The organism is Flavobacterium silvisoli, assembly GCF_004329815.1.
GTDB lineage: Bacteria > Bacteroidota > Bacteroidia > Flavobacteriales > Flavobacteriaceae > Flavobacterium > Flavobacterium silvisoli.
On the sequence record NZ_SJPE01000011.1, the window covers coordinates 82,794 to 105,491 of the forward strand.

Genomic DNA, 22,698 nt, shown 5'->3' on the forward strand with positions numbered 1-22,698 from the left:
GTATGAGAATTAAAATTAATTGGGGAACTGCAATCGTTATAGCGTTTGCATTATTTATGAGTTTTATATTGTTTTTTGTATTCCGGGTACAATCGGACAGCAAGTACGATAATGAGTTAGTAACGGATGAATATTATAAGAAAGAGGCAACAGTTCAGAGTGACATCGACAGCGAACAAAATGCCAAAGCTTTGAGTCAGAAACTAACCATCAGTAACACTACGGAAGGTATATTGATTAGCTTTCCGAAAGATTTAGATTTTAAAAAAATAGAAGGAAAAGTATCCCTTTACAGACCGTCCAACAAAAAGTTAGACTTTGTTAACCCAATTACACTTTCTAACTCCGATTTGCTCATACCTAAAAATAATCTGGTGGGCGGTCTTTGGGATATTGCTGTAGAATGGACCTATGAAGGCAAATCCTATTTGAATAAAGAGCAACTGTATTTTCAGTAAGTCATGCTTTACACGGCTCTCATATTCGGATTAATCTCCAGCCTGCACTGTATTGGCATGTGTGGCCCTATAGCTATGATGTTACCGGTTTCCCGAAACAATTCGGCCAAGAAAGCAATTCAAATCATGTTGTATCACGCAGGAAGATTGACATCATACGCTACGCTTGGGTTTCTTTTCGGATTATTGGGGAAAGGGTTGTATTTGGCAGGGATTCAGCAACACATTTCTATAGCGGTTGGAGTTTTGATGATTGCCATTGCAGTGGTGCCTGAGAAAATTTTTGCCAAATATAATTTCTCAAGACCAATTTATACAGCCATATCAAAAGTAAAAAGCAGTTTGGGGCAACAGTTCAAAAGAAAATCCCCCGATGCTTTGTTTACCATAGGTTTGTTTAATGGTTTGCTACCTTGCGGGTTGGTTTATGCCGCTTTATTTGGAGCCATAGCCATGCAAAATATTACAGGAAGTACACTATACATGATACTCTATGGAGTAGGAACCATTCCGTTGATGAGTGCTGTAGTTTATGTGGCCAATTTTTTAGCCTTGCCTTTTCGCAATAAACTTCAAAAGGCTGTACCTATAGTTACAGTTGTAATTGGGATGCTCTTTATCTTGAGAGGCATGGGGTTAGATATTGCTTACATATCGCCCGGCAATGTGCATTTGTTTGTGCAGGCAGTGGCTAATTGCCACAGATAAGAATAATAATCACCAAAATAATATAGTATGGAAAAACACGATTTATTACACGAATTCCCAGAACACAAGGAAAAAATTCACGAACTTAAAATTTCGGATGAGCATTTCAGAAAATTATTTGATGAATACCATGAAATAGAACATCAAATCCACCGCATTAATATGGGTTCAGAAGTTGCCAATGATAATTTTATTCACGAGTTAAAAGCCAAATTGTTATTCATTAAAGATGAGATTTATGCTCATTTGAATAAATAAAACAATTCAATTTGAAAAAAAGCACGTAATTGACGTGCTTTTTTTATTTTATAAGGCATGTATGACACGAGCGGCAGTCGTAATTCCGGTGATTAAAATCAAGACCAACACCGTTTTTTTAAATTGTTCTTCAGATATTTTAGTCAATATTTTTTTGCCAATGTAAGTTCCAAAGATGCTCACCACCAAAAGTATAGGAATTAAATACAAGTCGTCTTTGTGAATGTATCCATTGAATCCGTAAACGACTGCTCTGCTACTGTCTATTGCCAAATCAATGATGGCTGAAGTAGCTATAAAAATCTCCATTTTTAAGTTAAAAGCCGCTAAAGTTATCCCTCTGATGGCCCCTCCTGTACCTAATATTCCGGCAACAAACCCTGAGGCTATTCCGCCACCCACACTGTTCAGGTGAGTAGGTTTGATGACGATATTTTTAAAAATGAGAAAAAGTGAACTCAATGCTATCAGGAAAACAGCCAAACTCATTTCCAGCCATTGGGTAGCTATAAATTGACTCAGATAGGCACCTATAATAACAAAGACAACTGCGGGAATTCCCAAACTGACGATCAGTTTTTTGTCAAAACCTTTATGAAAAAAAGCAATTTTGGTCGTGTTACTCAATACGTGAAACAAAGCTGTTACACCCAAAACGGAGTGAAAATCTAAAAAATAACCGGCAATCGGAATAAAAAATAAAGAAGAACCGAAACCTCCGACAGTTCCCAAAATTTCTGCCAGGAGTGCCAATAGAATAAAGTAAATCAAATAATCCAATAGGGTAGTTTTAGAAACAAATAAAGGTACTGAAAAGCACTTAAATTGTCATAGAAAACAATTGGGTTTTTGGAACATTGCGTTGTAATTTCAAGTCAAAGGCCATGCAAATGTTGCGCACAAAAGGTTTTCCTTTGTCGGTTACGGTTATGTGATCTTCATAAAGTCTGACTAAACCATCTTTTTCCATTTCAGCTAAACGGTTGAGGACTTCAGGCAATGCTGAAAAAGTTGTGTCGTCGTTTTTCCAAGAAGTAGTAAATCGGCACATCAGATTCAGAATATGTTTTCGAATGATTAGATCCTCAGAGCTTAAAACATGACCTCTGAATACCGCTAATTCGTTATGGGCTAAACGGCTATAATAAGCTTCCAGTTCTTTCTCATTTTGAGCGAACGCATACCAACTGTCGCTGATAGATGAAACACCCAAACCAATCATCAGTTGAGTCTTAGATGCAGTATATCCCATGAAATTGCGGTGCAATTTTCCCTCTTTGAAAGCCGTATACATGCTGTCATTAACCAAAGCAAAATGATCCATCCCGATTTCATGATAGCCTTTTTGCGCCAGTAATTCTTTTCCCACTTCATATAATTCGCGTTTGGCTTCATCTTTAGGGACATCTTCATCTTTAAATCCGCGTTGCCCGTTGCCTTTTATCCAGGGAACGTGTGCATAACTGTAAAACGCTAATCTGTCGGGAGCCAATGAATTGGTTTTGTCTATCGTATCAATCACATTTTCCAGTGTTTGAAACGGCAAGCCAAAAACCAAATCATGCGAAATAGAGGTGTATCCAATTTCACGAGCCCAAAAAGTAACCTTTGCAACATTGTGAAACGGCTGTATGCGATGGATGGCTGTTTGTACTTTCTCGGCATAATCCTGCACACCAAAACTGACTCTGCGAAAGCCTAAATCATATAATTTTTGAAGATGTGCTCGAGTTGTATTATTAGGATGTCCTTCAAAACTGAATTCGTGTTGAGCTGCTTTTTTGGCCCGACTTAAAATTCCGAGAATCAATCGTTCTAAATTATCGGGTGAAAAAAAAGTTGGTGTACCGCCTCCTAAATGAATCTCTCTGATAATGGGTTTCTCCGGAAACAAATCACAATACAATTGCCATTCTTTTAGAACAGCATCTATGTAGGGATGCTCTACCTCATGTCGTTTGGTTATGCGTTTATGACACCCGCAAAAAGTGCAAAGGCTTTCGCAAAAAGGCAAATGGATATAAAGGCTGATACCCTCATTTGCATTGCTTTTTTTAAAACTTTTGATGAATGTTGTTTCCCATAATTGTGGGGTAAAAGTACTTTCATCCCAATAGGGAACCGTAGGATAACTGGTATACCTCGGACCGGGAACGTTGTATTTTTGTACTAATGAAATTGCCATACCTAAAATTATTTGCAAAGTCAAAATTAACAGCCCTTTGACAGAATAAAAATGACAATTATCATAGAAACAAAAAATCCTCTGTTAAGAGGATTTTCGTTCGAATTATCTATTAGATTTTTACGGTCCAGCCAAAGGTGTCTTCGGCCAGTTTGTATTGAATTTTCGTCAATTTATCTTTTAGTTGTAAAGCAATAGAGTCTTCTGTTTTAGGCAGTTCGTAATAAGTTTCTTTGTATTGAAAACCTACGATTGGGCTCACGACTGCGGCGGTTCCGGCTCCGAAAATCTCTTTGAGGCTTCCGTCTTTGGCGGCAACTACCAATTCATCTACCAATACCGAACGTTCTTCAACTTTGATGCCTTCGCGTTTAGCCAGTTCAATCAAACTTTTACGGGTTACTCCGTCTAAAATTCTCTCACTAACCGGTGCGGTGTAAATCGTGTCATTGATTCGGAAAAATACATTCATGGTTCCGGCTTCTTCCAATTTGGTATGTGTGGCATCATCCGTCCAAATGATTTGTTGAAATCCTTGTTCCTGAGCTAATTTCTGCGGATAAAACTGAGCGGAGTAGTTTCCGGCAGCTTTGGCCGCACCGATTCCACCATTGGCCGCTCTGCTGAAGTGTTCAGCAATGGTAACTTTTACCTCTCCAGAGTAATAAGAACGGGCAGGCGAAAGAATAATCATGAATCGGTATTGTGTGGAAGGTTGTGCAATAACGCCCGAACCTATGGCAATCATAAAAGGTCTGATGTACAAGGTATTTCCCAATCCTTTTTTTACCCAGTCTCTTTCCATATCCACCAAGGTTTTTAAGCCGTCAATAAATATATGTTCTGATATTTCGGGCATTGCTAATCGTATGGCTGACTTATTGAATCGGTCTAAATTCTGATCAGGTCTGAATAGCCAAACATCATCGTTTTCATCCTTATAGGCTTTCATTCCTTCAAAAATAGCCTGACCGTAATGAAAAACCTTGGCTGACGGATCAATCAGAAAAGGTTCATAAGGTTTGATGATGGGTTTTTGCCATTTTCCTTCTTTGTAATCGCATATCAACATATGGTCTGTGAATACATTTCCGAAGGTAAGATTTTCAAAATCGACGTCTTTAATTTTGGATTGAGTAACTCTTGTAATGTCGATTTCAGAGGAGTTTTTTAACATATTTCAGATTTTTTTTAATCAGGATTAGAATGTAAGTATATCATAATCAAATACTTAATTCTGTTTCTTGAGAATTAGTGTTGTGTTGTTATTTTTCTGTAAAACTAATAAAAATATAATTGTCTTGGGCAAGTGTGAAAATTTTTCCAAATCCCGATAGTTATCCTCAATGGCACAAGTTAATTTTAACTGGATTCATAAAATTAATCTTCAAATCATTATGTGGATTTGTTTATCTGTTTACATTTGTATCACAATTAAAAAAACTTAACTTATGAGAACAATAAAAACTATTTTTCTTGCTTTAACACTGTTTGTGGGTGTTACCGCCATGGCACAGTCAACGGCTAAAACATCAAAGAAATTTGACAGTAAAGACTATGCTTTATTTGGTCAGAAATTTAAAGTAGGCAAGATTTTGACCAAAGACCAAATGCTAAAAAAGTACAAAAACCTCAAAAAGGGTGATACTATTGCTGTGCAATTTGAATCTAATATCAAGGCGGTTTGTAAAAAGAAAGGATGTTGGATGAAAATGGAATTGGCCGGTGATGATGAATCATTTGTGAAATTTAAAGATTACGGATTCTTTGTTCCGTTGAACGCAGATAACAGTACAGCCATTGTAAACGGAAAAGCTTTTGTTGACGTAGTATCGGTTGATGAGTTAAGACATTATGCCAAAGACGGCGGAAAATCGGCTGCTGAAATTGCTAAAATCACTAAGCCCGAGGTTACTTACTCGTTTACTGCAGAGGGTGTTTATATCAAAAAATAATCCCTGAACAACATGAAAAAGATAATCTTAGTTGTTGTTGCGATGAGTTTGTTTTCTTGCCAAAAAAAGGAAGAAAAGAAGGAAGTAAAAAAAGAAGAGAAGAAGGAATGTACATCGGGTTCGGGCAAAAAGCTCGAAATGTATCAAATGTCAGAAATGGCTGCTTTGATGGAACAGATGTATGTAGATAATCAACGACTGAAAGAGCGTATAAAAAAGGGCGACACTATTGGTCAGTTTCCTCAGCATTTCCTCAAAATTCATAAAGCTGTAATGACTGATGATTCTGATAACGATGCTTTTTTCAAAGAGCAAGCTGCAAAATTTATCAAAGCACAGGAACTTATTTATAAAGATCCAAAGAATGCCAAGGTGCATTTTAATGCCGGAGTGGATGCCTGTATTCAGTGTCATCAACAAAAATGTGGAGGGCCTATTCCTAGAATTAAAAAACTGTATATCGAGTAGATTTTGAAAAGAGAAATCATCAAAACCAATGATGGTTCGACCACCATACATTTACCGGAATGGAATGAAAGTTATCATTCAAAACACGGTGCCATACAAGAAGCATATCATGTGTTTATAAAAAATGGGTTTTCTCTGTTTGAGGGAAGACCCATTACTGTTTTAGAAATCGGTTTTGGTACCGGACTGAATTGTTTTATTACTTATTTAGAATCTAAAAAGAATAATCAGAATGTTGATTATGTTGGAGTAGAGGCTTATCCTGTTCTTTTAGATGAAGCTTTACAAATGAATTATGCTCACGAAATTCAAGCATCTGAAAATACTGTTTTCAGACAACTGCATGAAGTTGATTGGGAACGGAAAAATGTGATTTCAGAAAATTTTACCCTGACTAAACGTAAACAATTTTTTCAGGATATTAGTGATGAAGCGTCTTTTGATTTGATTTACTTTGATGCTTTTGGTTTTCGTGTGCAACCCGAATTATGGTCAGAAGCTGTTTTTGCCAAAATGTATACTGCTTTGAAGCCCAACGGAGTATTGGTCACTTATGCCTGTCGTACGGCTATTAAATCGGCTATGCAAACAGCGGGTTTTACCGTGCAAAAACTACCGGGGGCTCCGGGTAAAAGAGAAATGTTACGAGCAATCAAAACAACAGACAAACTTTAACATTTTACAAGGTAATTTTTAACTTTAAATCGAAACAGATTAATTAAATTTGAGATATAAAAATTCGTTCTTACTTAATCACATTTAACCTAATCTAATTACTTTTTATGTCCAAATCAATGTTAGACTACACCAAGTCTGTATTGAAAAGAGTAAGTTTTGATGCCTCTCTTTTTACCAAAGAGCTTGAAAAAGCCTTTAAAGTATTATTGCCTTACGAGTTAGAAGAACTAACATCATGGCTTTTACAATTTACCAAAGAAAAACCCGAATTGCAACATTGTGTGTTGCGTATTAATAATTAATAAAACTAAAAGGAACTTAAATGGTTCCTTTTTTTATGGTTTAATGGCAGGGAAAAATCTGATTTACTTGTTTTCATGCATATAGGTGTAGTAACTTTAAATTTGAAAGTCATGGGACAAATGCTATATGATTACACAAAATCAGCCATCACAAAAGTGAGCAGCAATAAGTCACTTTTTTACAAAGAATTAATAAAGGCGTCAAAGCGATTAATGCCTTATGAATGGGATAAACTAATAAATTGGTTGTTTTATTTTACGGCCGATAAACCCGAATTAAAAAATTGGCTCTATGAGTATTTGGATAAAAACAAGTTAGTAAGTTAAATCTTTAAAAAATATATTAAAATTGTATTTTAACGATTAAATACGTGTTTTAACGATGTTTTTTGATGAAAAATGTTGCAGTAAATCTTTTTTTGTTTTACATTTACTAAACGTTCTTACACTAAGATAACCCCAAATCTTAACTATTATGCCTAGAATGATTTATGATTACACAAAATCGGTACTCGAAAGAGTGAGCTTCGATCCGATTCTTTTTGCTAAAGAATTAAAAAAAGCAGTTAAAAATTTACTGCCCTATGAGGTCGAACAATTAAAAAAATGGCTTCAATATTTCACTAATGAACATCCCGAATTGAAGCAATGTTTATCTGTAGTTAGTTAACAGAAAAAATAAGGAGTTGGTGCAACAGCTCCTTATTTTTTTTGTAGTGGACTGATGATTTGAACGTTTTGAAAAGTAATGGCTCCTTTTATAATGCCCGAAATCGTGTTTCTTAAGGCATCAATAATGTGAATTTTTAATTCATTTTTAGGATAAATCAGACTTACTTCACGTGCCGGTTTCGGCTCTGCAAAATGTCTTAATTTTTGTTGGTCCTTTTCGCTTAGATTCATGGTATGTAGGTAGGGCAGAAGTGTTATGCCTAAACCTTCATCCGCTAATTTAATCAGAGTCTCAAAACTACCGCTTTCAAGTTGAAAGTGATTCTTTTCGTTTTGATTTTGATTTTTACATAAATTTAAAATTCCGTCTCTGAAGCAATGACCGTCCTGCAATAATAAAATTTCGTCTATATTTAAATCGTCGATGCTGATTTCTTTTTTATGGTGAGCCGGATTATTTTCAGGTATATATGCCACAAATGGCTCAAAATACAAGACAATTTCTTTTATTTTTTCTTCCTCCAAAGGTGTAGCGGCAATGGCTGCATCTAAATGTCCGTTTTTCAGTTTTTCGATGATGTCATTGGTGTTTAACTCTTCAATGATCAGTTTTACTTTGGGGTACTTTTTGATAAAATTATTCAGAAACATAGGGAGTAGCGTAGGCATTATAGTGGGGATGATGCCCAAACGAAATTCTCCACCTATAAAACCCTTCTGCTGGTCAACTATATCCTGAATTCGTTCGGCTTCGTTGACGATATTTTTAGATTGGTTGACAATTTTTTGCCCAATTTCTGTAAGTTGAATGGGTTTTTTGGTTCGGTCAAAAATCTGAACATCAAGCTCTTCTTCAATTTTTTGAATCTGCATGCTCAGGGTAGGTTGTGTTACAAAACACTTCTCGGCTGCTAGGGTAAAATTTTTATGTTCGGCTACAGCCAACACGTATTTAAGTTGAGTAATAGTCATTTATAGTAAAATTTTATACAAATATAAAACCTATCAATTTGGATTATGGCAATTAGGTGTTAAATTTTTTATAACAGTTGTATTTTCATTAGTTGAATGTTTACTTTTGCAATATGAAACACATAGCGGGATTATTAATACTCTTGTTTGTTACTTTTCTTTCAACACCAACTATAGTGACTTTGATAGAAAAGAACACAGATGTTTCTGTCTTCTACAATTTCTCCGAAGAGGAAATCCACAAAAACTGCAAAGAAATTAAAGCCAATTTAAATGGTGATGTGCCCTTTGTATTCTTCGATTGGAGTCAACAAAAAAATGCTAAAATTACTTTTGAAAACTTATCCAAACACGATAATGTTTTCTCTTCTATATTTTCACCACCTCCCGAGTTGATTTAATACAGCCGTTTTTGCTTCGTTCTGAGTGATCGGAGTGTTTATGTATTAAATAAATTTACAGGTATGACAAAGAAAATTAATCTTTTGGCAAACCTTAAAGCTGATTTTGCATCAGGTTTAGTGGTTTTCCTCGTGGCTTTACCCTTGTGTCTGGGTATTGCATTGGCCAGCGGTGCACCTCTTTTTGCAGGAATTATTTCGGGTATTGTTGGCGGAATTGTAGTGGGGTATTTAAGTCAATCCCACATTAGTGTTTCCGGTCCTGCTGCCGGGTTAACAGCTATAGTGTTAACAGCTATAACGGATTTAGGTTCGTTTGAATTGTTTCTTTTAGCCGGTGTTTTAGCCGGAGTTATTCAATTGCTTTTAGGTTTTATAAAAGCCGGCTCTATTTCCAACTACTTTCCCACCAGTGTCATAGAAGGAATGTTGGCAGGTATAGGCGTTATCATTTTTCTGAAACAAATTCCGCATGCTATAGGCTATGATGCCAATTTTGAAGGTGACGAATCCTTTTTGAAAGAAAATGGCAGTTATGCTTTTTCAGAATTTTTCTCCTTTCTCAATGCGGTTAATTTGGGTTCGGTTATTATTACGGTATTATCCCTTTTCATTTTGATTGGTTGGACAAAATTTGGTTTTCTCCAAAAGGTGAAATTGATTCCGGCGGCCTTAATTGCGGTGGTTTTCAGTGTTGTTTTGAATGAAATCTTTATCCAAAACGGCAGTAGCCTGGCTATTGGAAAACAGCATTTGGTTTCCTTACCGGTTCCACAATCTTTTTCCGAATTTAAAGATATTATTTTACTGCCTGATTTTTCAGGTATTGTAAATGTTAAAGTGTGGATAGTAGCGCTAACCATAGCAATAGTAGCTTCGATTGAAACACTGTTATGCATTGAAGCAGCCGACAGAATGGATGCTCAAAAACGCTACACAAATACCAATGTAGAGCTCAAGGCACAGGGTATCGGAAACATAGTGAGTTCACTTTTGGGTGGTTTGCCAATGACTTCGGTTGTCGTAAGAACTTCGGCTAACAATAATGCCGGTGCTAAGTCAAAAATGTCTGCAATTATTCATGGTGGTTTATTGTTAATAAGTGTTGTAACAATCCCGGCAATTCTGAATAAAATTCCGTTAGCAACTTTAGCCGCTATTTTACTGTTAGTTGGATATCGACTTGCCAATCCGAAACACATAGTTCATTTTTGGACCAAAGGAAAGTATCAATTTATTCCTTTCATGGCTACCTTTGTAGCGGTTGTTTTTACCGATTTACTAAAAGGTGTTGCGCTGGGAATGATCATCAGCATTTTGTTCATCGTCAGAGGAAATATGAAACGCGCTTACCAATTCAGAAAAGATGAATACAAAGATGGTGATGTCATTCACATTGATTTGGCACAGGAGGTTTCTTTCCTCAATAAAGCTGCAATAAAATCAACCTTGGCAGCTATACCCGAGAATTCTTCGGTAATCATTAATGCCTCGGACACCGTTTATATTGCGCACGATGTATTGGATTTAATCAATGAATTCAAAAATATCAGAGCTGAAGATGAAAATATAAAAGTTAAATTAGTCGGGTTTAAAGAATCGTATGATTTAGTAAATTCAGGCGAAGAAGAAAAACACGTTTTTGTTGAACACAAATAAAAAAAAATAATATGAAAGCACATACATTAGAAACACAATCTTCCTTAACTCCTTATAAAGCCCTGCAGTTTTTAAAAGAAGGAAACAAGCGATTCATGAACAATTTAAAAGTGAACCGCAATCTTTTAGAACAGGTCAACGACACAAAAAATGGACAGTGGCCATTTGCGATTATCCTGAGCTGTATAGACTCAAGAACTTCGGCTGAACTGATTTTTGACCAGGGACTGGGTGATGTTTTCAGTGTCCGAATTGCCGGAAATATCCTGAACGATGACATTATAGGCAGTATGGAGTTTGCTTGTAAAGTCGCCGGTTCCAAATTGGTAATGGTACTCGGTCACAGTAAATGTGGTGCTATCAAAGGAGCATGTTCCGGAGTTGAGTTGGGTAATTTGACGGGTTTATTGGCCAAAATTAAACCGGCTATTAATGAAGTTTCTGTTCAGGGAAAAACGGAGAAAACGTCACCTGAATTTGTGGAGGAAGTGGCGCACTTCAACGTAATTCACGTTATGGATGAAATATTAAATCGCAGCGCTGTATTGCGTGAGATGTTCGATAATGGAGAAATTGGCTTTGCCGGAGGCTATTATGACGTAGAAACCGGTGAAGTTGAATTCTTAAAAGAAATTCTCCATGATTAATTAATTTGCTATGAAGAAGAGAAAAGTCGCTGTAAAGCGACTTTTTTTATTCTTATTCCTCGTTTTCGTTAAAAGCGGAAGGAAGCATTTTCGGAATGAATTTTATCAGAATAGGCAATAACAAACTGCCGCCCGGCAAAAGAAATATCGTTAGCGAAGGCACAGTTTTACAGATGTCCAACAATTGTTTTTTGATTTTTTTCTTTTCTTCTTTATCCAAATCTTTATGGGTTGATTTGGCCAAAAGCTGCATCAGTTCTTTGCTCTCTGTTATTTCTTTGAGGAAACGGTTTTTGTTTCTTTTGATAAGCACCACAACACTTTCCGTTGTTTGATCATAAAAGTTTTTAACCGGATTCGAGTTGTTGAAATACGGAATTTCCGCTTTGTGTTGAGAGATAAATTCGTTGACAAAATGAATGCTCTCTAATACAAAAGTATCGGGGATGTTTAGCCGTTCTCCCAGTTTATACAAAAAATAACGTTCTTCATTTTCAACTTTAGCATCGCTCCACAAACTGATTCCGGCCAAATCAATGATGTAAAATTTCTCCAGATCATTTTGCAGATAACTCAAATCCAAACTTTCAACATTGGGAATGGTGGTTGGGCTGAATTTGTTATACCTTACTGAAGATTCAAACAGTTTCAGCAGTAAATCATCATGAGGTGAAATTCCGGTTTTGGTTTTTAATGAAAGCGAAATCACACTGATGACTGTATCTTCAATACGGTTAAAATATTTTTCGGGCAAAGAGCCATTTTCTAAATACTGCTTAAAAGCCAATACGTCAATAAAAAGCAGCGCATTGGTAATGACATGTGAAAAATTTTTGCTGAATAAATCTTCGTTGGTTTGTACTCTTTCGTGTATGATTTTCTCCAATTTGCTCGAAGGAGAACTGCTCGCCAACATTTTTTGCAACGGATTAAATCCTTTGGGAGTCAAGAGATGGTAAAAAGCTACCGCTTCGTTGATGAAATGACCAAAATCATTATTTTGCCTGGTAAGGCGATACATCTGAAAAAGCGTATTGAGCATACCCAATTTCGAAATTTCTTCGGGCAACCAGTCTTGCTGTTCAATAGGACTGGGCGTATCAAAACTGATGATGTGCCCAAATATAAAGCCGGTAGCTCTGGTTTGCGTATAAAATAACTCCTCATTACTGTTGAAAGTTTGAGGTAAAGGTTGCTGTTCTGCAAAATATTTATCTATCCAACCGTGAACCGAGGGGTTAATCATCTTTGATCATTTGATGCTGCAAAACTAAATCATTTTTAGAATGATTGTGTACCGTTAGTGTTATCAAATTTAAAATGTACCGCGCGATTTGATGTTTTGTTCGCACAAACGGATAATTTCTGCAATTCTGTTAGCGCGGGTTTCTTCTCTTCTGGCTTGGTTCAGCCAATACAAGTATCCTTTTCGATAGCTTTTGCTGAAATTGTTATAATTTTCAAAAGCTGTTTTATTTTTTTGAAATGCAAGAGCCAAATCATCCGGAATTACCAAATCTTCTACATGATCTAAAGCCGACCAAGAACCGTTTTGTTTGGCGATTTCAATTTTTCGCAAACCACTTTCGTGTATCAGGTTCTCAGCCAACAGCTTTTCGATATATGTTTTGTTGAGTTTACTCCAAACGCTTTTGTCTTTACGTGGAGTAAACATTTGCCTTCTCCTGTGTTCATCCAGTTTCTTCACGGTTGAATCTATCCAGCCATAACATATGGCAACTTGTACAGCTTCTTCCCATCGCATGCTTTCAAATTCACTGTCTACCCGATAAAAGATAAGATAAACACCGGCTGACGTCAGGTGATTGTCATGCAACCACTCCCGCCATTCCTGCGCATTTTTAAAGTATAAGTGTTCTTTTTCTTCCAAACAGTATTATTTAATAATAGCCGAGCAAGCTACTCTTCCTCCGGCATTTCCGGTGGGTTGAGTAGTGTAATCATCAGCATTGGCATGCACTATCAGCCCTTTGTTTAAAATGTCTTTGGTGGCATCACCGCAACCGATACACCATTCATCTGTTTTGAATAAAACAGTTGCATTTCCGTCTACGTCGGCCGTAAAGTTTCCAATATCGCCTTTGTGGTGTTCTGCGTCACCCCATTTACCGTGTTTTTTGAAAGTTGGGTTCCAATGTCCTCCCGCAGAGGCGGCATCGGCTGCAGAACAATCTGCTTTTTCGTGGATGTGAATAGCGTGAATCCCCGGTTTTAATCCTGTTAGTTTGGCAACGAGAGTAACTTCTCCGTTTTTTTCGGTGAATACGGCATTTCCTTTTACATTGCTGCCGCTTTTAGATTCAAATGTAATGTCAAGCTTTTTGGAGTTGTCATTGGCATTTGAACTTTTACAACTGAATATCAACAAACCAAGTGCTGCTATTCCCAAGATTATTTTTTTCATAAGAGCTTATTTTAGAAGCATAAATGTACGCAATAACCTGATGGGATTTTTTAAAATTGGGTTAAAATTTATTTGCTTTTTTCTCCGACAAAATAATCGCTTTGCGATTTGAATAACACGTTAAATGTGGTTAAACTACCGTAAATACGGGTAATGTATTGTTGTAATTCTACTTTTTCGATTTCTTCTAAATTGCTGGCATTTATCTTTTGTTCCATGACTCTCAGACGGTCACGAAGCATGACAATTTTGTGAAAAAACGTATCAATAGGCACATCTTTGCTGGCCAGTCCCGGTTGTCCCGGTTCTAATTTCATGTTGCCGCCTTTCCATTTGTCGCCAATGGCCACAGGTTCGCCAAGACCGTTCCATTTTTTCAGGATGGATAACAGACTTTGTTCGACATCGTAAAAGCTGACCGTATCAACTTCGTTTTCTGCTGCTTCAATCACTTCAAATTCGCTGTCAATAGCTATGGTTTCTAAACCACCATCTATAAAAGTGACCCAATAGTCTTTAGATGATACATTGGTTACTACACCTTTACCATATTCGGAGTGATTAATTCTGGAGCCTATTCCTAAGAGTTTCATATTTATTAGTATTAAGCCACTAAAATAGGAATTTACATGAAATAAAAAAAGATTACAGTTTTAGTTCCATTTCGTACTGGGAAACTGTTTTTTCGAATCCGATATTTTGTAAAAATGACAAAGTAGTTGCAGAAGCATGATCTATATTAATCATTGAAACCTCTGCAGTATAATTTTGGGCAATGTAACCGAAAAGTTGGCTTGCCAATCCTTTGTTCCTATGTGTTTTGGCGACAGCAAACTGCTGAATGCGATTGCTTTTCGGATTGAAAATCAGATACCCGCAGAGTTCTTCATTTTGATAAATACCCAATGAAATCAGATACGCTTGGTTGATTTCAACAGCAGAGATGCCGTTTTGGCTTGTTGGAGCCCAGTCCCAAAAAGAACTTAATTGGTTCCAATCCCAATTTTTGAGTTCCTTAATTTCATAGGCTTGATTAATGGGTTGCTGAATTATGTTGCCTTTAAAACAGTCTAAAGTGCGCAGGGTTTTGAATCCTATTTTTTCATAAGTGGTAACCGCCGGCATATTGGTGGTAATGACTTCGAGTAATACAGAATCGATTTGTTCGGCTTTTAATTTTGGAAGTATGAATTCGTATAACTGAGCGGTGAGTTTTTGCCCTCTCTGCTGAGGAATGACTCCGGTTCCGCCATTATAAACAATTGATTTTCCGTTGAGGGTATCCTGACCATGCAGTATAAAAGCAATCAGTTCGTTTTGGTTGAAAGCCCCCACCGAATACTCCAATCGGATATTTTCGGTTTTCATTTTGTTGATTAATTGTTCTTCTGTAATCCGCATGGGCACTACATAATCGGAGAAAGCCAGATTAAAAGTGTTCAGAATGGTATTGATATCGGTATTTGCTAAGGTTTGGATGGTAATCATTATTTCTTGTATCGGTTGTATTTTTGCAATAGGCTTTTTAATTCAGTTTTTGGGATTTCATATAACGTATTACCGTTGATTCCTTCCATGGTTTCAGCGGCCATCAGGGCGTTTATGATTGCTTCTTCGGTGGCCTGCACTGCGGCCTCATATAAGACATCCATCTGATCTTTTGGTATGCTTTGCCAGGTTTCAAGCGTTTCCTGCTCATTCAGAGTTGGAGTTTTGGTGCTGAAAGCCAGAAAAATATCTCCCGAACTGTTGCGTCCTATTCCTCCGGTTCTTGCTACGCCCAGCGAAGCTCTTTTGGCAATTTGTTTCAGTTGCATAGGCAAAAGTGGGGCATCGGTAGCTATGACCACAATGATAGAACCGTCTTTTTCTTTGGTTGTAATAATGGGTTTGGCACTTGTTAATTCTCTACCCACCGGAACTCCGGCAATGGTAAGGTCTTTTCTTCCTCCGAAATTTCCCTGCACAAAAGCCCCAACAGTGTACTGATTAGTATCTACTGAAACAATTCTCGACGAGGTGCCGCTTCCGCCTTTGAATAGAAATAAACACATACCGGTACCACCACCTACGTTGCCCTCTGCAATTTTTCAGGAGTGTGCATTATCTAAGGCTTCAAAAACATCTTCTTTTTTGATGTGTAAACCATTAATATCATTAAGAATGCCGTCAAATGTTTCGGCTACAACGGGCAGACCGAATGAAAAATCAATGAACGCTCCCTTTGAAAAATGTTTGATGTTCCATTCTCCTATAGCATCTCTTACGACGCCCACGCTGTTGGTGTTGGTAATACCAATAGGACCATAATTGAATCCGTATTCATCAATAACCGTAGTGCCGGTCATTTCGCCATCTCCGTTTAAACAAAACCATCCTGCAGGCACAGGGTCGTTGGATATTCCTTTAGGAAGAATTACGGTGACGCCTGTTCTTACGGGGCCTTTACCGGTTTCTAACTTTCCGCTGCCTGTTATTTTGGTTTTATATCCCACCAAAACTCCGGAGACATCGGTAATGGCATTGAACGTTCCGGTTTTACCTTCAAACGGAATTCCGAATTCCCGCGCTCTCATCTTGTTTTGGGCTTCGGTCTGATTCATAATCAGCATCCCAAGGATGAGACAAATTTTCAGAGTTGATTTCATTGTTGTTTTTTATGATGTTTGATTTTTCTGTTTGGAGTGAATACTTCGGATGAAAAGAGAGGATTATTTTAAATGAATTGAGTTGTGAGTTATTTTTGTTAAAACAACGGCAATAACCAAACGGCTCATCTTTAGTATTGACTCTAAATTTAAGCTATAAGTTAAAAGAAGTGATGAAACGTTACAGAAAATTTGGAACGGATTAGCAATTATCTTAAACGCCGTTGTAATTTTTCTTCAAATCGTATATTCCAACATAAACGAGTGCCAAAGCACACCCTAATGTAAAAAGATGGATGAAACAGCCCAATACAAAGTAAGCCAAAAAGTTATTGGATGCAGTATCATAGTACGTCGCTATATAAGCCGTTAGTATGGTTAAGCTAATCAAGCTCAAAAGGATACCATATCCCAAATATAGCCACTTTTTGTTGATGAGTAGCGGAAGAGAAACCATGGCCAGTATTAAAACATCTTGCCAGGCGTTGGCCTTAGAATTCCATACCGTTACGGCCAAATTCAATGTTGCAATGAGAATGAAATAACCGGCAGCGGTATATTTGATTGCGGTAAGGTTGAGTTTATTTTTTGCCATTGTGGGTGTCTATATGGTGTTGTAATTGAGATTTTAATGTTTCCAGATACTGATTCAAATCAGTTGTGCTGATTTTCTTTTCCTGTGCTACTCCCAAAGAAATGGGGGTTTCACTCAAATATTTGTAGAGCTCAGGATATTGGGTTTCTATCACGGTAGTCAACTGTATGATGTCCTGCATGAGTTGGTTCAGCGTTTTCATAATCCGTAAAGTTAAAAGTTTGTAAATCAGTATTGAGTATCGCGATACAATACCCAAATTTAATCAAAAAAGCTTAGGATGAATCTTTGACGGCTTATTTTTCGGTTTGGGAATTTGTTTATCTTTGGCATTCTAAAACAAATCTTATCATGTCTAAAAAGATAAAAGCTTTTCTTTTCAACCTTATTTCGTTTGTAATTCTTTTTGTAGCCTTTATTTATGTGGTACAGGAATATACCAGTTTAAGAGGAATTTGGGTGCCGGTTACAGCGTTTGTTGTCCTGACTTTGGTGGGACCTAAGTTTCAGGCTGTGCAAACCAAAGACGGAGAAAAATTGTTTGTGAAATGGTTGTTTATAAAGGGAGTAAAAGAAATTAAATAATTACGAATTACGAATTACGAATTACGAATTTTTCTGTTATCGGCAAATGGGGCTTTATTTTTGCTGTTTTTTTGCTGCTGTTTTTTTGGCTTTTACAGTTGCTTTATAAAGCGGAATGAAATAGGAAACTGTATAGTTGAAGCCTACCCCAAAGTTACCGTTATAGGTTCGGTTGAATCCCGGAATGTAAAGATTGTCAAAGGTATCCGGTTTTTTTTGTGATAAAAGACGGTTTAAGCGGAAACTGAATCCTAAATAAAAATTATTGAAAATTTGTGTCTTTACACCGGTAACCACTTCAATCCATTGAGCGGATAATCCGTTGAATGGTTCTCCTGATGTTACTTCGGTGGCCTGACCAAAATAAGGGTAAGGATTGTAAAGCAGATAACTGTTCAGTGTTTGACTAAAACTGCTTACCCCGTATCGCAATCCTACGTAAATCATATTTTCCATGTTGCCCCAATTTTGATAGGCATTGTAATCAAAACCAACTTTTATATAGGTTCCCTTGGTGGTAAAATTTACCCGATCATCATCAACGGTTTTGTCTTCGTTACCAATTTCTGCCGCCAAGTAATGTCTTCTGGTCAAACGATAATCACCTACAAGTTCCAAACCGCGGTAATCTTTTTCATAAAAAGAACGGGTCAGTTTGAATAAATCGACTCCAACACGTAACCCATAACGCTCTTTTTTGGGAACTATACTGTCTTTTTTAATCGAATCTTTGACCGTTGTGTTTTGTTCTTGCGCCATGCTTAAAAATGAAAGCAAAACCAAGATTGTACTAGAAGTAAACTTTGATATGTGTTTCATTTTCAGTAGTTATTGAATTGGTTTGAATAGTAAGATTTTGAATCCAAGGAACATCTGGAGAGGCGGCATTACTTTGTACTACACCATCCTGATTGTTCAGTTGATACGTAGTTTTGTATCCACAGGCTCTGGACACATAAACGGTTTGTGTGGTGTAATTGAACTCGATGAAATCTTCATTGGCCAAGGTGGTGTTCGCACTGTTCAGTATCAAGCTGTATTTGGTAGTAGTTGCTGTCGGATTGAGAGGGAGTTTAATTTTGCTTTCCCCACTAAAAACACCCAAATCCAAGTCATCAAAAGCTCCGGAACCTTTTACTTTCAAGCTTACTACATTCTTGGTATTCGCCGGATTGGAAATGTCATAAAACTCCAAAATCAATCGGGGTGTGGTTTCTTCTGTACAAATATCGTCTTTCTCACAAGCGGAGAACGAAAAAGCAATCAACAGCACTAAAAGTATTTTTTTCATAACGCAGCTCGTAATTCTTCTATCTTTTTTCCAAAAGTACAACATTTTCTACATGGTGCGTTTGCGGAAACATATCCACAGGCCTTACCCGTGTTACCCGGTACTGTTCATCCATCAAGGCTAAATCTCGGGCTTGTGTAGCACTGTTGCAGCTTACATATACCACTTTTTCAGGCGCTATTTTCAGGATTTGTTCCACCACATCTTTATGCATACCATCTCTTGGTGGGTCGGTGATGATTACATCGGGCTGACCGTGTTGGGCGATAAAGGCATCGTTGAATACGTTTTTCATATCGCCTACAAAGAATTCACAATTGGTAATACTGTTGCGTCGGGCATTTTCTTTGGCATCCACTATGGCTTCGGGAACTGCTTCTACACCAATTACTTTTTTGGCTTGTTTGGAAACAAATTGGGCAATAGTTCCTGTTCCTGTGTATAAATCGTAAACCACTTCATTTCCGGTTAATCCGGCAAATTCACGGGTTATTTTGTATAGTTCGTAGGCTTGATCAGAATTAGTTTGGTAGAATGATTTGGCATTGATGCTGAATTGCAGGCCTTCCATTTCTTCTAATATATAATCCCTGCCTTTGTAGAGTTTGATGTCTTGGTCATAAAGTGTATCGTTGGCCTTACCGTTAATCACATACTGCAATGAAGTAATTTGCGGAAACACAGTATAAATATGATTCAACAACAATTCTCTTTGGGCTTTGTTATCTTGGTAAAACTGAATCAGCACCATGATTTCTCCTGTTGATGCGGTGCGAATCATTAAGGTACGCAGCAAGCCTTCATGGTTTCGGGCATTGAAAAAAGTTAGTCCGTTTTCGGTTGCGAAACGTTTGATTTCGTTGCGGATAGCATTTGACGGATCTTCCTGCAGATGGCATTTTTCAATATCCAATATTTTATCCCACATTTTCGGAATGTGAAAGCCCAAGGCATTTTTATCGTCAAATTCTTTCCCCGATTTGATTTCGTTTTCGGTCATCCAACGACTATCAGAAAAACCAAACTCCATTTTGTTGCGATAAAAGAATTGTTTGGCAGAGCCCAATATCGGTTCAAAAGCTGGGAGTTCAATTTTCCCGATGCGTTTAAGGTTGTTGAATACCTCCTGATTTTTATAGAATAACTGTTTGTCATAATTCATGTTTTGCCATTTGCAACCGCCACAGGCTCCGAAGTGTTGGCAAACCGGCTCAACTCTGTCAGTAGAGTACTGATGAAATTTAATGGCTTTGCCTTCAAAATAGGCTTTGCGTTTCTTGAAAGTCTGTACATCAACCACATCGCCGGGAACGACATTGGGTATGAAAATGACCTGACCTTCGGGGGCTTTGGCTACCGATACGCCTTTGGCACCGGCATCTAAAACCGTTATGTTTTCAAAAATGACTTTTTTTGTTGTTTTTCTTCCCATGGCGCAAAAGTAGTTAAGAATTACGAATTAGCAATTACCAATTACGAATTGGAGATTAGTTGTTGGTAATTTGGAGTTATGAGTTACAATTTTAGTTTATAATTTGTACTACTAATTAGTACTGTCTGCAATTGTCCCCATTTGTCCGTAAAAGTCCTGAATTGTCCTAAAATGTCCGGTTTGTGCTGATTTTTAGGGGTTTTCTTCGATACTTCTTCGGTACTTGTTCGGCAACGCTTCGGTAAAACGGGATATTTACCGAACAACTACCGAAGAAAGACAAAAGCAAACGGATAAACAGTAGGTTGAATCTACCGGTTTTTAAATCGCACTGGTCTAAAGAATTAGTATATTTGAAAAATAATGATTGATGAATACTCAATATAAATTCCATGAAAACCCACCTGGCACTTCTCCGCGGCATTAATGTTTCGGGACACAAAATGATAAAGATGGAAGCTTTAAAAAAGGTTTTAGAAGGCATTGGGTTTGTTAATGTGGTCACTTACATTCAATCGGGAAACGTGTTTGTAGATACCGAGGAAGAGAGTCCGGCCAAAGTTGGTTTTCTGATTAAACAGGAAATTTATAAACAGTTTGGTCACGATGTACCGGTTATTGTCATAGGTCAGGAAGATTTGCAGGCCTGTTTAGACCGCAATGAGTTTTTGAATGAAGAAGGGGTTGATTTGAAAAAGCTTTACGTTTCTTTTATTTCTTCGGAATTGCCCGAAAACATGATTACACAGCTCAATTTAAACTTCATTCATCCCGATGAAATTCAATTGGATGGCAAACGCATTTACCTGAAATACGATACTTCCCCCGCCAAAACAAAACTCGACAATAAGTGGATTGAAAAAAGCATGAACGTAATCTCTACCACCCGCAATTGGAATACCGTTAATACTTTGTTGAAAATGTTTCAAGAGCGTTCTCAGACTAATAGCTTTTAATTGTAAATTAGCTGTAAATACATCAAAGTGAAGCGACCTAACAAGTTTATGCGTTTTTGGAAGATACTCGGTCCCGGTCTGATTACTGGTGCCAGTGATGATGATCCTTCGGGTATTGCTACTTATTCTCAGGCCGGTGCAGCTTATGGGCTTTCTACTTTATGGACTTCTATAGTTGCCTTTCCATTGATGGCGGCTATACAACAAATGTGTGCCAAAATCGGTTTGGTTACTTCACAAGGACTTACCGGAGCCTTGAAAACCCATTATCCTAAGTGGGTCTTGTATTTAATGTTGCTCTTTAGTTTTCCGGCTATTGTAATGAATATTGGTGCCGATATTGCCGGTATGGGAGCCGTCGGTAATTTGTTATTTCCAAAAATTGAAGCTACTTATTTTAGTGTGGTATTTACCATAATACTCTTATTTCTGATTATTTACTTGCCGTATCAGAAAATTGCGGCTATCCTTAAATACCTTTGTATAGTACTCTTGGTGTATTTAATCGTACCGTTCTTATACAAACAAGATTGGTTTGATATTGCCAAGAATACGTTTATTCCTAATCTGCAGTTCAATGAAGACTACGTAGCGGTTTTGGTGGGAATTTTAGGTACGACAATCTCTCCATATCTGTTTTTTTGGCAGGCTTCTATGGAGGTTGAAGAGATGGAACATAAACGAAAACATTTGATTGTCAACAAAAAAATCATTCACGACATGAAGCAGGATGTTGACTTTGGTATGGGATTCTCAGGAGTGGTGATGTTCTTTATCATCCTGACCACCGGAACCGTATTATTCAAAGGAGGTGTTCATCAAATTGATACTGTTGAACAGGCTGCTGCTGCCCTGAAACCTTTGGCCGGTGACTTTGCTTATTTATTGTTTGCCATTGGGGTCATAGGTACAGGCTTGTTAGCCATTCCGGTATTGAGTGGTTCACTGTCGTACATTATTACCGAAACTTTCGGATGGGAGCAGGGATTGGATAAAAAGTTTCACGAAGCCAAAGCTTTTTATATAGTAATGGCTATTTCACTCATATTAGGATTGTCACTCAATTACATAGGTGTTTCTCCGGTAAAGGCGTTGATTTATACAGCCATTCTTTACGGTATGACTGCTCCGGTTCTGATTGCTATTATTTTGCATATTTCAAATAACAAAAGGGTAATGGGTAATTTTACCAACAGCAGATTTTCAAACCTGCTCGGCTTTGCTGCTTTGATACTAATGACAGCGGCAGCGGTGACACTCCTTTATTTACAGTTTTTCAATTAATTTGAAAATTGCGAATTATGAATGTAAATGTTATAAGATTTGATGAAAGAAAATATGGTTCAGGTTGAGAGTTAAGCTTTTGCAGTCAGAGTTGTAAAAGGATAACCAACTTTTATCTG

The 22,698-nt window shown here is 37.3% G+C and carries 29 protein-coding genes and 1 pseudogene; 15 read left to right on the top strand and 15 right to left on the bottom strand.

Annotated elements, in window-relative coordinates:
• Positions 1-2 precede the first annotated feature (2 nt).
• From EZL74_RS09755 to EZL74_RS09765, 3 genes are read left to right on the top strand one after another with little or no spacing between them, the layout of a single operon-like run.
• Positions 3-458 (top strand): FixH family protein, encoded by a 456-nt coding sequence (locus tag EZL74_RS09755; protein ID WP_317125807.1) that lies wholly within the window; start codon positions 3-5, stop codon positions 456-458.
• Between the two features lie 3 nt (positions 459-461).
• Positions 462-1,166 carry a sulfite exporter TauE/SafE family protein gene (locus tag EZL74_RS09760; protein WP_131476423.1) on the top strand — a complete coding sequence of 235 codons (705 nt, stop codon included), beginning with the start codon at positions 462-464 and terminating at the stop codon, positions 1,164-1,166.
• Between the two features lie 27 nt (positions 1,167-1,193).
• On the top strand, positions 1,194-1,424 hold the full coding sequence (locus EZL74_RS09765; protein WP_131476424.1) for a YdcH family protein: 231 nt from the start codon (positions 1,194-1,196) through the stop codon (positions 1,422-1,424).
• A gap of 48 nt (positions 1,425-1,472) precedes the next feature.
• On the opposite strand, the gene EZL74_RS09770 is transcribed toward EZL74_RS09765, so the two are convergent.
• From EZL74_RS09770 to EZL74_RS09780, 3 genes are all read right to left on the bottom strand, one after another.
• The gene (locus EZL74_RS09770) at positions 1,473-2,204 is read right to left on the bottom strand and encodes a sulfite exporter TauE/SafE family protein (protein WP_131476425.1); all 732 of its coding nucleotides are present in this window, start codon (positions 2,202-2,204) and stop codon (positions 1,473-1,475) included.
• 40 nt (positions 2,205-2,244) lie between these two features.
• Positions 2,245-3,609 carry an oxygen-independent coproporphyrinogen III oxidase gene (gene hemN, locus EZL74_RS09775; RefSeq protein WP_131476426.1) on the bottom strand — a complete coding sequence of 455 codons (1,365 nt, stop codon included), beginning with the start codon at positions 3,607-3,609 and terminating at the stop codon, positions 2,245-2,247.
• A 112-nt stretch (positions 3,610-3,721) separates the two neighbouring features.
• Positions 3,722-4,786, bottom strand: a complete 1,065-nt coding sequence (locus EZL74_RS09780; protein ID WP_131476427.1) for a branched-chain amino acid aminotransferase — start codon at positions 4,784-4,786, stop codon at positions 3,722-3,724.
• 274 nt (positions 4,787-5,060) lie between these two features.
• Between EZL74_RS09780 and EZL74_RS09785 the strand changes: the two genes are divergently transcribed.
• The 6 genes from EZL74_RS09785 to EZL74_RS09810 all read left to right on the top strand — a co-directional run bounded on the left by EZL74_RS09785 (position 5,061) and on the right by EZL74_RS09810 (position 7,682).
• Positions 5,061-5,564 (top strand): DUF4920 domain-containing protein, encoded by a 504-nt coding sequence (locus tag EZL74_RS09785; RefSeq protein ID WP_131476428.1) that lies wholly within the window; start codon positions 5,061-5,063, stop codon positions 5,562-5,564.
• Between the two features lie 12 nt (positions 5,565-5,576).
• The gene (locus EZL74_RS09790; RefSeq protein WP_131476429.1) at positions 5,577-6,032 is read left to right on the top strand and encodes a hypothetical protein; all 456 of its coding nucleotides are present in this window, start codon (positions 5,577-5,579) and stop codon (positions 6,030-6,032) included.
• Between the two features lie 3 nt (positions 6,033-6,035).
• On the top strand, positions 6,036-6,707 hold the full coding sequence (gene mnmD / locus EZL74_RS09795) for a tRNA (5-methylaminomethyl-2-thiouridine)(34)-methyltransferase MnmD (RefSeq protein ID WP_131476430.1): 672 nt from the start codon (positions 6,036-6,038) through the stop codon (positions 6,705-6,707).
• Positions 6,708-6,814: 107 nt separating this feature from the next.
• Entirely contained in the window at positions 6,815-7,012 is a 198-nt protein-coding gene (locus tag EZL74_RS09800; protein ID WP_131476431.1) for a hypothetical protein, read from the top strand.
• A 111-nt stretch (positions 7,013-7,123) separates the two neighbouring features.
• The gene (locus EZL74_RS09805) at positions 7,124-7,339 is read left to right on the top strand and encodes a hypothetical protein (RefSeq protein ID WP_131476432.1); all 216 of its coding nucleotides are present in this window, start codon (positions 7,124-7,126) and stop codon (positions 7,337-7,339) included.
• 148 nt (positions 7,340-7,487) lie between these two features.
• Positions 7,488-7,682, top strand: a complete 195-nt coding sequence (locus EZL74_RS09810) for a hypothetical protein (RefSeq protein WP_131476433.1) — start codon at positions 7,488-7,490, stop codon at positions 7,680-7,682.
• Between the two features lie 32 nt (positions 7,683-7,714).
• Here the strand turns inward: EZL74_RS09810 and EZL74_RS09815 are convergent, their stop codons facing one another.
• Positions 7,715-8,656 (bottom strand): LysR substrate-binding domain-containing protein, encoded by a 942-nt coding sequence (locus EZL74_RS09815; RefSeq protein ID WP_131476434.1) that lies wholly within the window; start codon positions 8,654-8,656, stop codon positions 7,715-7,717.
• A 113-nt stretch (positions 8,657-8,769) separates the two neighbouring features.
• On the opposite strand from EZL74_RS09815, the gene EZL74_RS09820 reads away from it, so the two are divergent.
• From EZL74_RS09820 to EZL74_RS09830, 3 genes are all read left to right on the top strand, one after another.
• Entirely contained in the window at positions 8,770-9,057 is a 288-nt protein-coding gene (locus EZL74_RS09820) for a hypothetical protein (protein ID WP_131476435.1), read from the top strand.
• Positions 9,058-9,120: 63 nt separating this feature from the next.
• Positions 9,121-10,716 carry a SulP family inorganic anion transporter gene (locus EZL74_RS09825; protein ID WP_131476436.1) on the top strand — a complete coding sequence of 532 codons (1,596 nt, stop codon included), beginning with the start codon at positions 9,121-9,123 and terminating at the stop codon, positions 10,714-10,716.
• Positions 10,717-10,727: 11 nt separating this feature from the next.
• Positions 10,728-11,363: a carbonic anhydrase family protein gene (locus EZL74_RS09830; protein ID WP_131476437.1), complete on the top strand. Its 636-nt coding sequence runs from the start codon at positions 10,728-10,730 to the stop codon at positions 11,361-11,363.
• Between the two features lie 52 nt (positions 11,364-11,415).
• Here the strand turns inward: EZL74_RS09830 and EZL74_RS09835 are convergent, their stop codons facing one another.
• The 8 genes and pseudogenes from EZL74_RS09835 to EZL74_RS09870 form a co-directional block, all read right to left on the bottom strand.
• Positions 11,416-12,609, bottom strand: coding sequence for an LETM1-related biofilm-associated protein (locus EZL74_RS09835; protein ID WP_131476438.1), 1,194 nt, complete (start codon positions 12,607-12,609; stop codon positions 11,416-11,418).
• A gap of 69 nt (positions 12,610-12,678) precedes the next feature.
• Positions 12,679-13,254 (bottom strand): YdeI/OmpD-associated family protein, encoded by a 576-nt coding sequence (locus EZL74_RS09840; RefSeq protein ID WP_131476439.1) that lies wholly within the window; start codon positions 13,252-13,254, stop codon positions 12,679-12,681.
• Positions 13,255-13,260: 6 nt separating this feature from the next.
• Positions 13,261-13,788, bottom strand: coding sequence for a superoxide dismutase family protein (locus EZL74_RS09845; protein ID WP_131476440.1), 528 nt, complete (start codon positions 13,786-13,788; stop codon positions 13,261-13,263).
• Between the two features lie 68 nt (positions 13,789-13,856).
• Positions 13,857-14,381, bottom strand: a complete 525-nt coding sequence (locus EZL74_RS09850; protein ID WP_131476441.1) for a hypothetical protein — start codon at positions 14,379-14,381, stop codon at positions 13,857-13,859.
• Positions 14,382-14,433: 52 nt separating this feature from the next.
• Positions 14,434-15,276, bottom strand: a complete 843-nt coding sequence (locus tag EZL74_RS09855) for a GNAT family N-acetyltransferase (RefSeq protein ID WP_131476442.1) — start codon at positions 15,274-15,276, stop codon at positions 14,434-14,436.
• Positions 15,276-16,436, bottom strand: a pseudogene (locus tag EZL74_RS09860) (DmpA family aminopeptidase). Before EZL74_RS09860 ends, EZL74_RS09855 begins: the two are co-directional and overlap by 1 nt.
• A gap of 214 nt (positions 16,437-16,650) precedes the next feature.
• On the bottom strand, positions 16,651-17,031 hold the full coding sequence (locus EZL74_RS09865) for a hypothetical protein (RefSeq protein WP_131476443.1): 381 nt from the start codon (positions 17,029-17,031) through the stop codon (positions 16,651-16,653).
• Positions 17,018-17,233 carry a hypothetical protein gene (locus tag EZL74_RS09870; protein WP_131476444.1) on the bottom strand — a complete coding sequence of 72 codons (216 nt, stop codon included), beginning with the start codon at positions 17,231-17,233 and terminating at the stop codon, positions 17,018-17,020. Before EZL74_RS09870 ends, EZL74_RS09865 begins: the two co-directional genes overlap by 14 nt.
• Before the next feature lie 149 nt (positions 17,234-17,382).
• On the opposite strand from EZL74_RS09870, the gene EZL74_RS09875 reads away from it, so the two are divergent.
• Positions 17,383-17,616, top strand: coding sequence for a hypothetical protein (locus tag EZL74_RS09875; protein ID WP_131476445.1), 234 nt, complete (start codon positions 17,383-17,385; stop codon positions 17,614-17,616).
• A 54-nt stretch (positions 17,617-17,670) separates the two neighbouring features.
• Here EZL74_RS09875 and EZL74_RS09880 read toward each other — a convergent pair whose 3' ends face one another.
• Genes EZL74_RS09880 through rlmD form a run of 3 tightly spaced genes read right to left on the bottom strand, consistent with a single transcriptional unit; the run spans position 17,671 to position 20,339 of the window.
• A complete protein-coding gene (locus EZL74_RS09880; protein WP_131476446.1) occupies positions 17,671-18,435 on the bottom strand; it encodes a DUF6048 family protein in 765 nt (254 codons plus the stop codon).
• Positions 18,407-18,907 carry a DUF6452 family protein gene (locus tag EZL74_RS09885; protein ID WP_131476447.1) on the bottom strand — a complete coding sequence of 167 codons (501 nt, stop codon included), beginning with the start codon at positions 18,905-18,907 and terminating at the stop codon, positions 18,407-18,409. The genes EZL74_RS09880 and EZL74_RS09885 overlap by 29 nt, the downstream gene beginning before the upstream one ends.
• Before the next feature lie 19 nt (positions 18,908-18,926).
• Complete coding sequence (rlmD, locus tag EZL74_RS09890; RefSeq protein ID WP_131476448.1) at positions 18,927-20,339, bottom strand: 23S rRNA (uracil(1939)-C(5))-methyltransferase RlmD; 1,413 nt, start codon at positions 20,337-20,339, stop codon at positions 18,927-18,929.
• A gap of 392 nt (positions 20,340-20,731) precedes the next feature.
• Between rlmD and EZL74_RS09895 the strand changes: the two genes are divergently transcribed.
• Positions 20,732-21,295 carry a DUF1697 domain-containing protein gene (locus EZL74_RS09895; protein ID WP_131476449.1) on the top strand — a complete coding sequence of 188 codons (564 nt, stop codon included), beginning with the start codon at positions 20,732-20,734 and terminating at the stop codon, positions 21,293-21,295.
• Between the two features lie 48 nt (positions 21,296-21,343).
• Positions 21,344-22,579 carry an NRAMP family divalent metal transporter gene (locus tag EZL74_RS09900; protein ID WP_131476450.1) on the top strand — a complete coding sequence of 412 codons (1,236 nt, stop codon included), beginning with the start codon at positions 21,344-21,346 and terminating at the stop codon, positions 22,577-22,579.
• Positions 22,580-22,698: the final 119 nt, after the last annotated feature.

What these genes read in the sequence shown, in the direction of transcription:
- EZL74_RS09755 (WP_317125807.1), top strand. Translation starts at nt 3, where the DNA reads ATGAGAATTAAAATTAATTGGGGAACTGCAATCGTTATAGCGTTTGCA.
- EZL74_RS09760 (WP_131476423.1), top strand. Translation starts at nt 462, where the DNA reads ATGCTTTACACGGCTCTCATATTCGGATTAATCTCCAGCCTGCACTGT.
- EZL74_RS09765 (WP_131476424.1), top strand. Translation starts at nt 1,194, where the DNA reads ATGGAAAAACACGATTTATTACACGAATTCCCAGAACACAAGGAAAAA.
- hemN (WP_131476426.1), bottom strand. Translation starts at nt 3,609, where the DNA reads ATGGCAATTTCATTAGTACAAAAATACAACGTTCCCGGTCCGAGGTAT.
- EZL74_RS09780 (WP_131476427.1), bottom strand. Translation starts at nt 4,786, where the DNA reads ATGTTAAAAAACTCCTCTGAAATCGACATTACAAGAGTTACTCAATCC.
- EZL74_RS09785 (WP_131476428.1), top strand. Translation starts at nt 5,061, where the DNA reads ATGAGAACAATAAAAACTATTTTTCTTGCTTTAACACTGTTTGTGGGT.
- EZL74_RS09790 (WP_131476429.1), top strand. Translation starts at nt 5,577, where the DNA reads ATGAAAAAGATAATCTTAGTTGTTGTTGCGATGAGTTTGTTTTCTTGC.
- EZL74_RS09800 (WP_131476431.1), top strand. Translation starts at nt 6,815, where the DNA reads ATGTCCAAATCAATGTTAGACTACACCAAGTCTGTATTGAAAAGAGTA.
- EZL74_RS09805 (WP_131476432.1), top strand. Translation starts at nt 7,124, where the DNA reads ATGGGACAAATGCTATATGATTACACAAAATCAGCCATCACAAAAGTG.
- EZL74_RS09810 (WP_131476433.1), top strand. Translation starts at nt 7,488, where the DNA reads ATGCCTAGAATGATTTATGATTACACAAAATCGGTACTCGAAAGAGTG.
- EZL74_RS09815 (WP_131476434.1), bottom strand. Translation starts at nt 8,656, where the DNA reads ATGACTATTACTCAACTTAAATACGTGTTGGCTGTAGCCGAACATAAA.
- EZL74_RS09820 (WP_131476435.1), top strand. Translation starts at nt 8,770, where the DNA reads ATGAAACACATAGCGGGATTATTAATACTCTTGTTTGTTACTTTTCTT.
- EZL74_RS09825 (WP_131476436.1), top strand. Translation starts at nt 9,121, where the DNA reads ATGACAAAGAAAATTAATCTTTTGGCAAACCTTAAAGCTGATTTTGCA.
- EZL74_RS09830 (WP_131476437.1), top strand. Translation starts at nt 10,728, where the DNA reads ATGAAAGCACATACATTAGAAACACAATCTTCCTTAACTCCTTATAAA.
- EZL74_RS09835 (WP_131476438.1), bottom strand. Translation starts at nt 12,609, where the DNA reads ATGATTAACCCCTCGGTTCACGGTTGGATAGATAAATATTTTGCAGAA.
- EZL74_RS09845 (WP_131476440.1), bottom strand. Translation starts at nt 13,788, where the DNA reads ATGAAAAAAATAATCTTGGGAATAGCAGCACTTGGTTTGTTGATATTC.
- EZL74_RS09850 (WP_131476441.1), bottom strand. Translation starts at nt 14,381, where the DNA reads ATGAAACTCTTAGGAATAGGCTCCAGAATTAATCACTCCGAATATGGT.
- EZL74_RS09855 (WP_131476442.1), bottom strand. Translation starts at nt 15,276, where the DNA reads ATGATTACCATCCAAACCTTAGCAAATACCGATATCAATACCATTCTG.
- EZL74_RS09865 (WP_131476443.1), bottom strand. Translation starts at nt 17,031, where the DNA reads ATGGCAAAAAATAAACTCAACCTTACCGCAATCAAATATACCGCTGCC.
- EZL74_RS09870 (WP_131476444.1), bottom strand. Translation starts at nt 17,233, where the DNA reads ATGAAAACGCTGAACCAACTCATGCAGGACATCATACAGTTGACTACC.
- EZL74_RS09875 (WP_131476445.1), top strand. Translation starts at nt 17,383, where the DNA reads ATGTCTAAAAAGATAAAAGCTTTTCTTTTCAACCTTATTTCGTTTGTA.
- EZL74_RS09880 (WP_131476446.1), bottom strand. Translation starts at nt 18,435, where the DNA reads ATGAAACACATATCAAAGTTTACTTCTAGTACAATCTTGGTTTTGCTT.
- EZL74_RS09885 (WP_131476447.1), bottom strand. Translation starts at nt 18,907, where the DNA reads ATGAAAAAAATACTTTTAGTGCTGTTGATTGCTTTTTCGTTCTCCGCT.
- rlmD (WP_131476448.1), bottom strand. Translation starts at nt 20,339, where the DNA reads ATGGGAAGAAAAACAACAAAAAAAGTCATTTTTGAAAACATAACGGTT.
- EZL74_RS09895 (WP_131476449.1), top strand. Translation starts at nt 20,732, where the DNA reads ATGAAAACCCACCTGGCACTTCTCCGCGGCATTAATGTTTCGGGACAC.
- EZL74_RS09900 (WP_131476450.1), top strand. Translation starts at nt 21,344, where the DNA reads ATGCGTTTTTGGAAGATACTCGGTCCCGGTCTGATTACTGGTGCCAGT.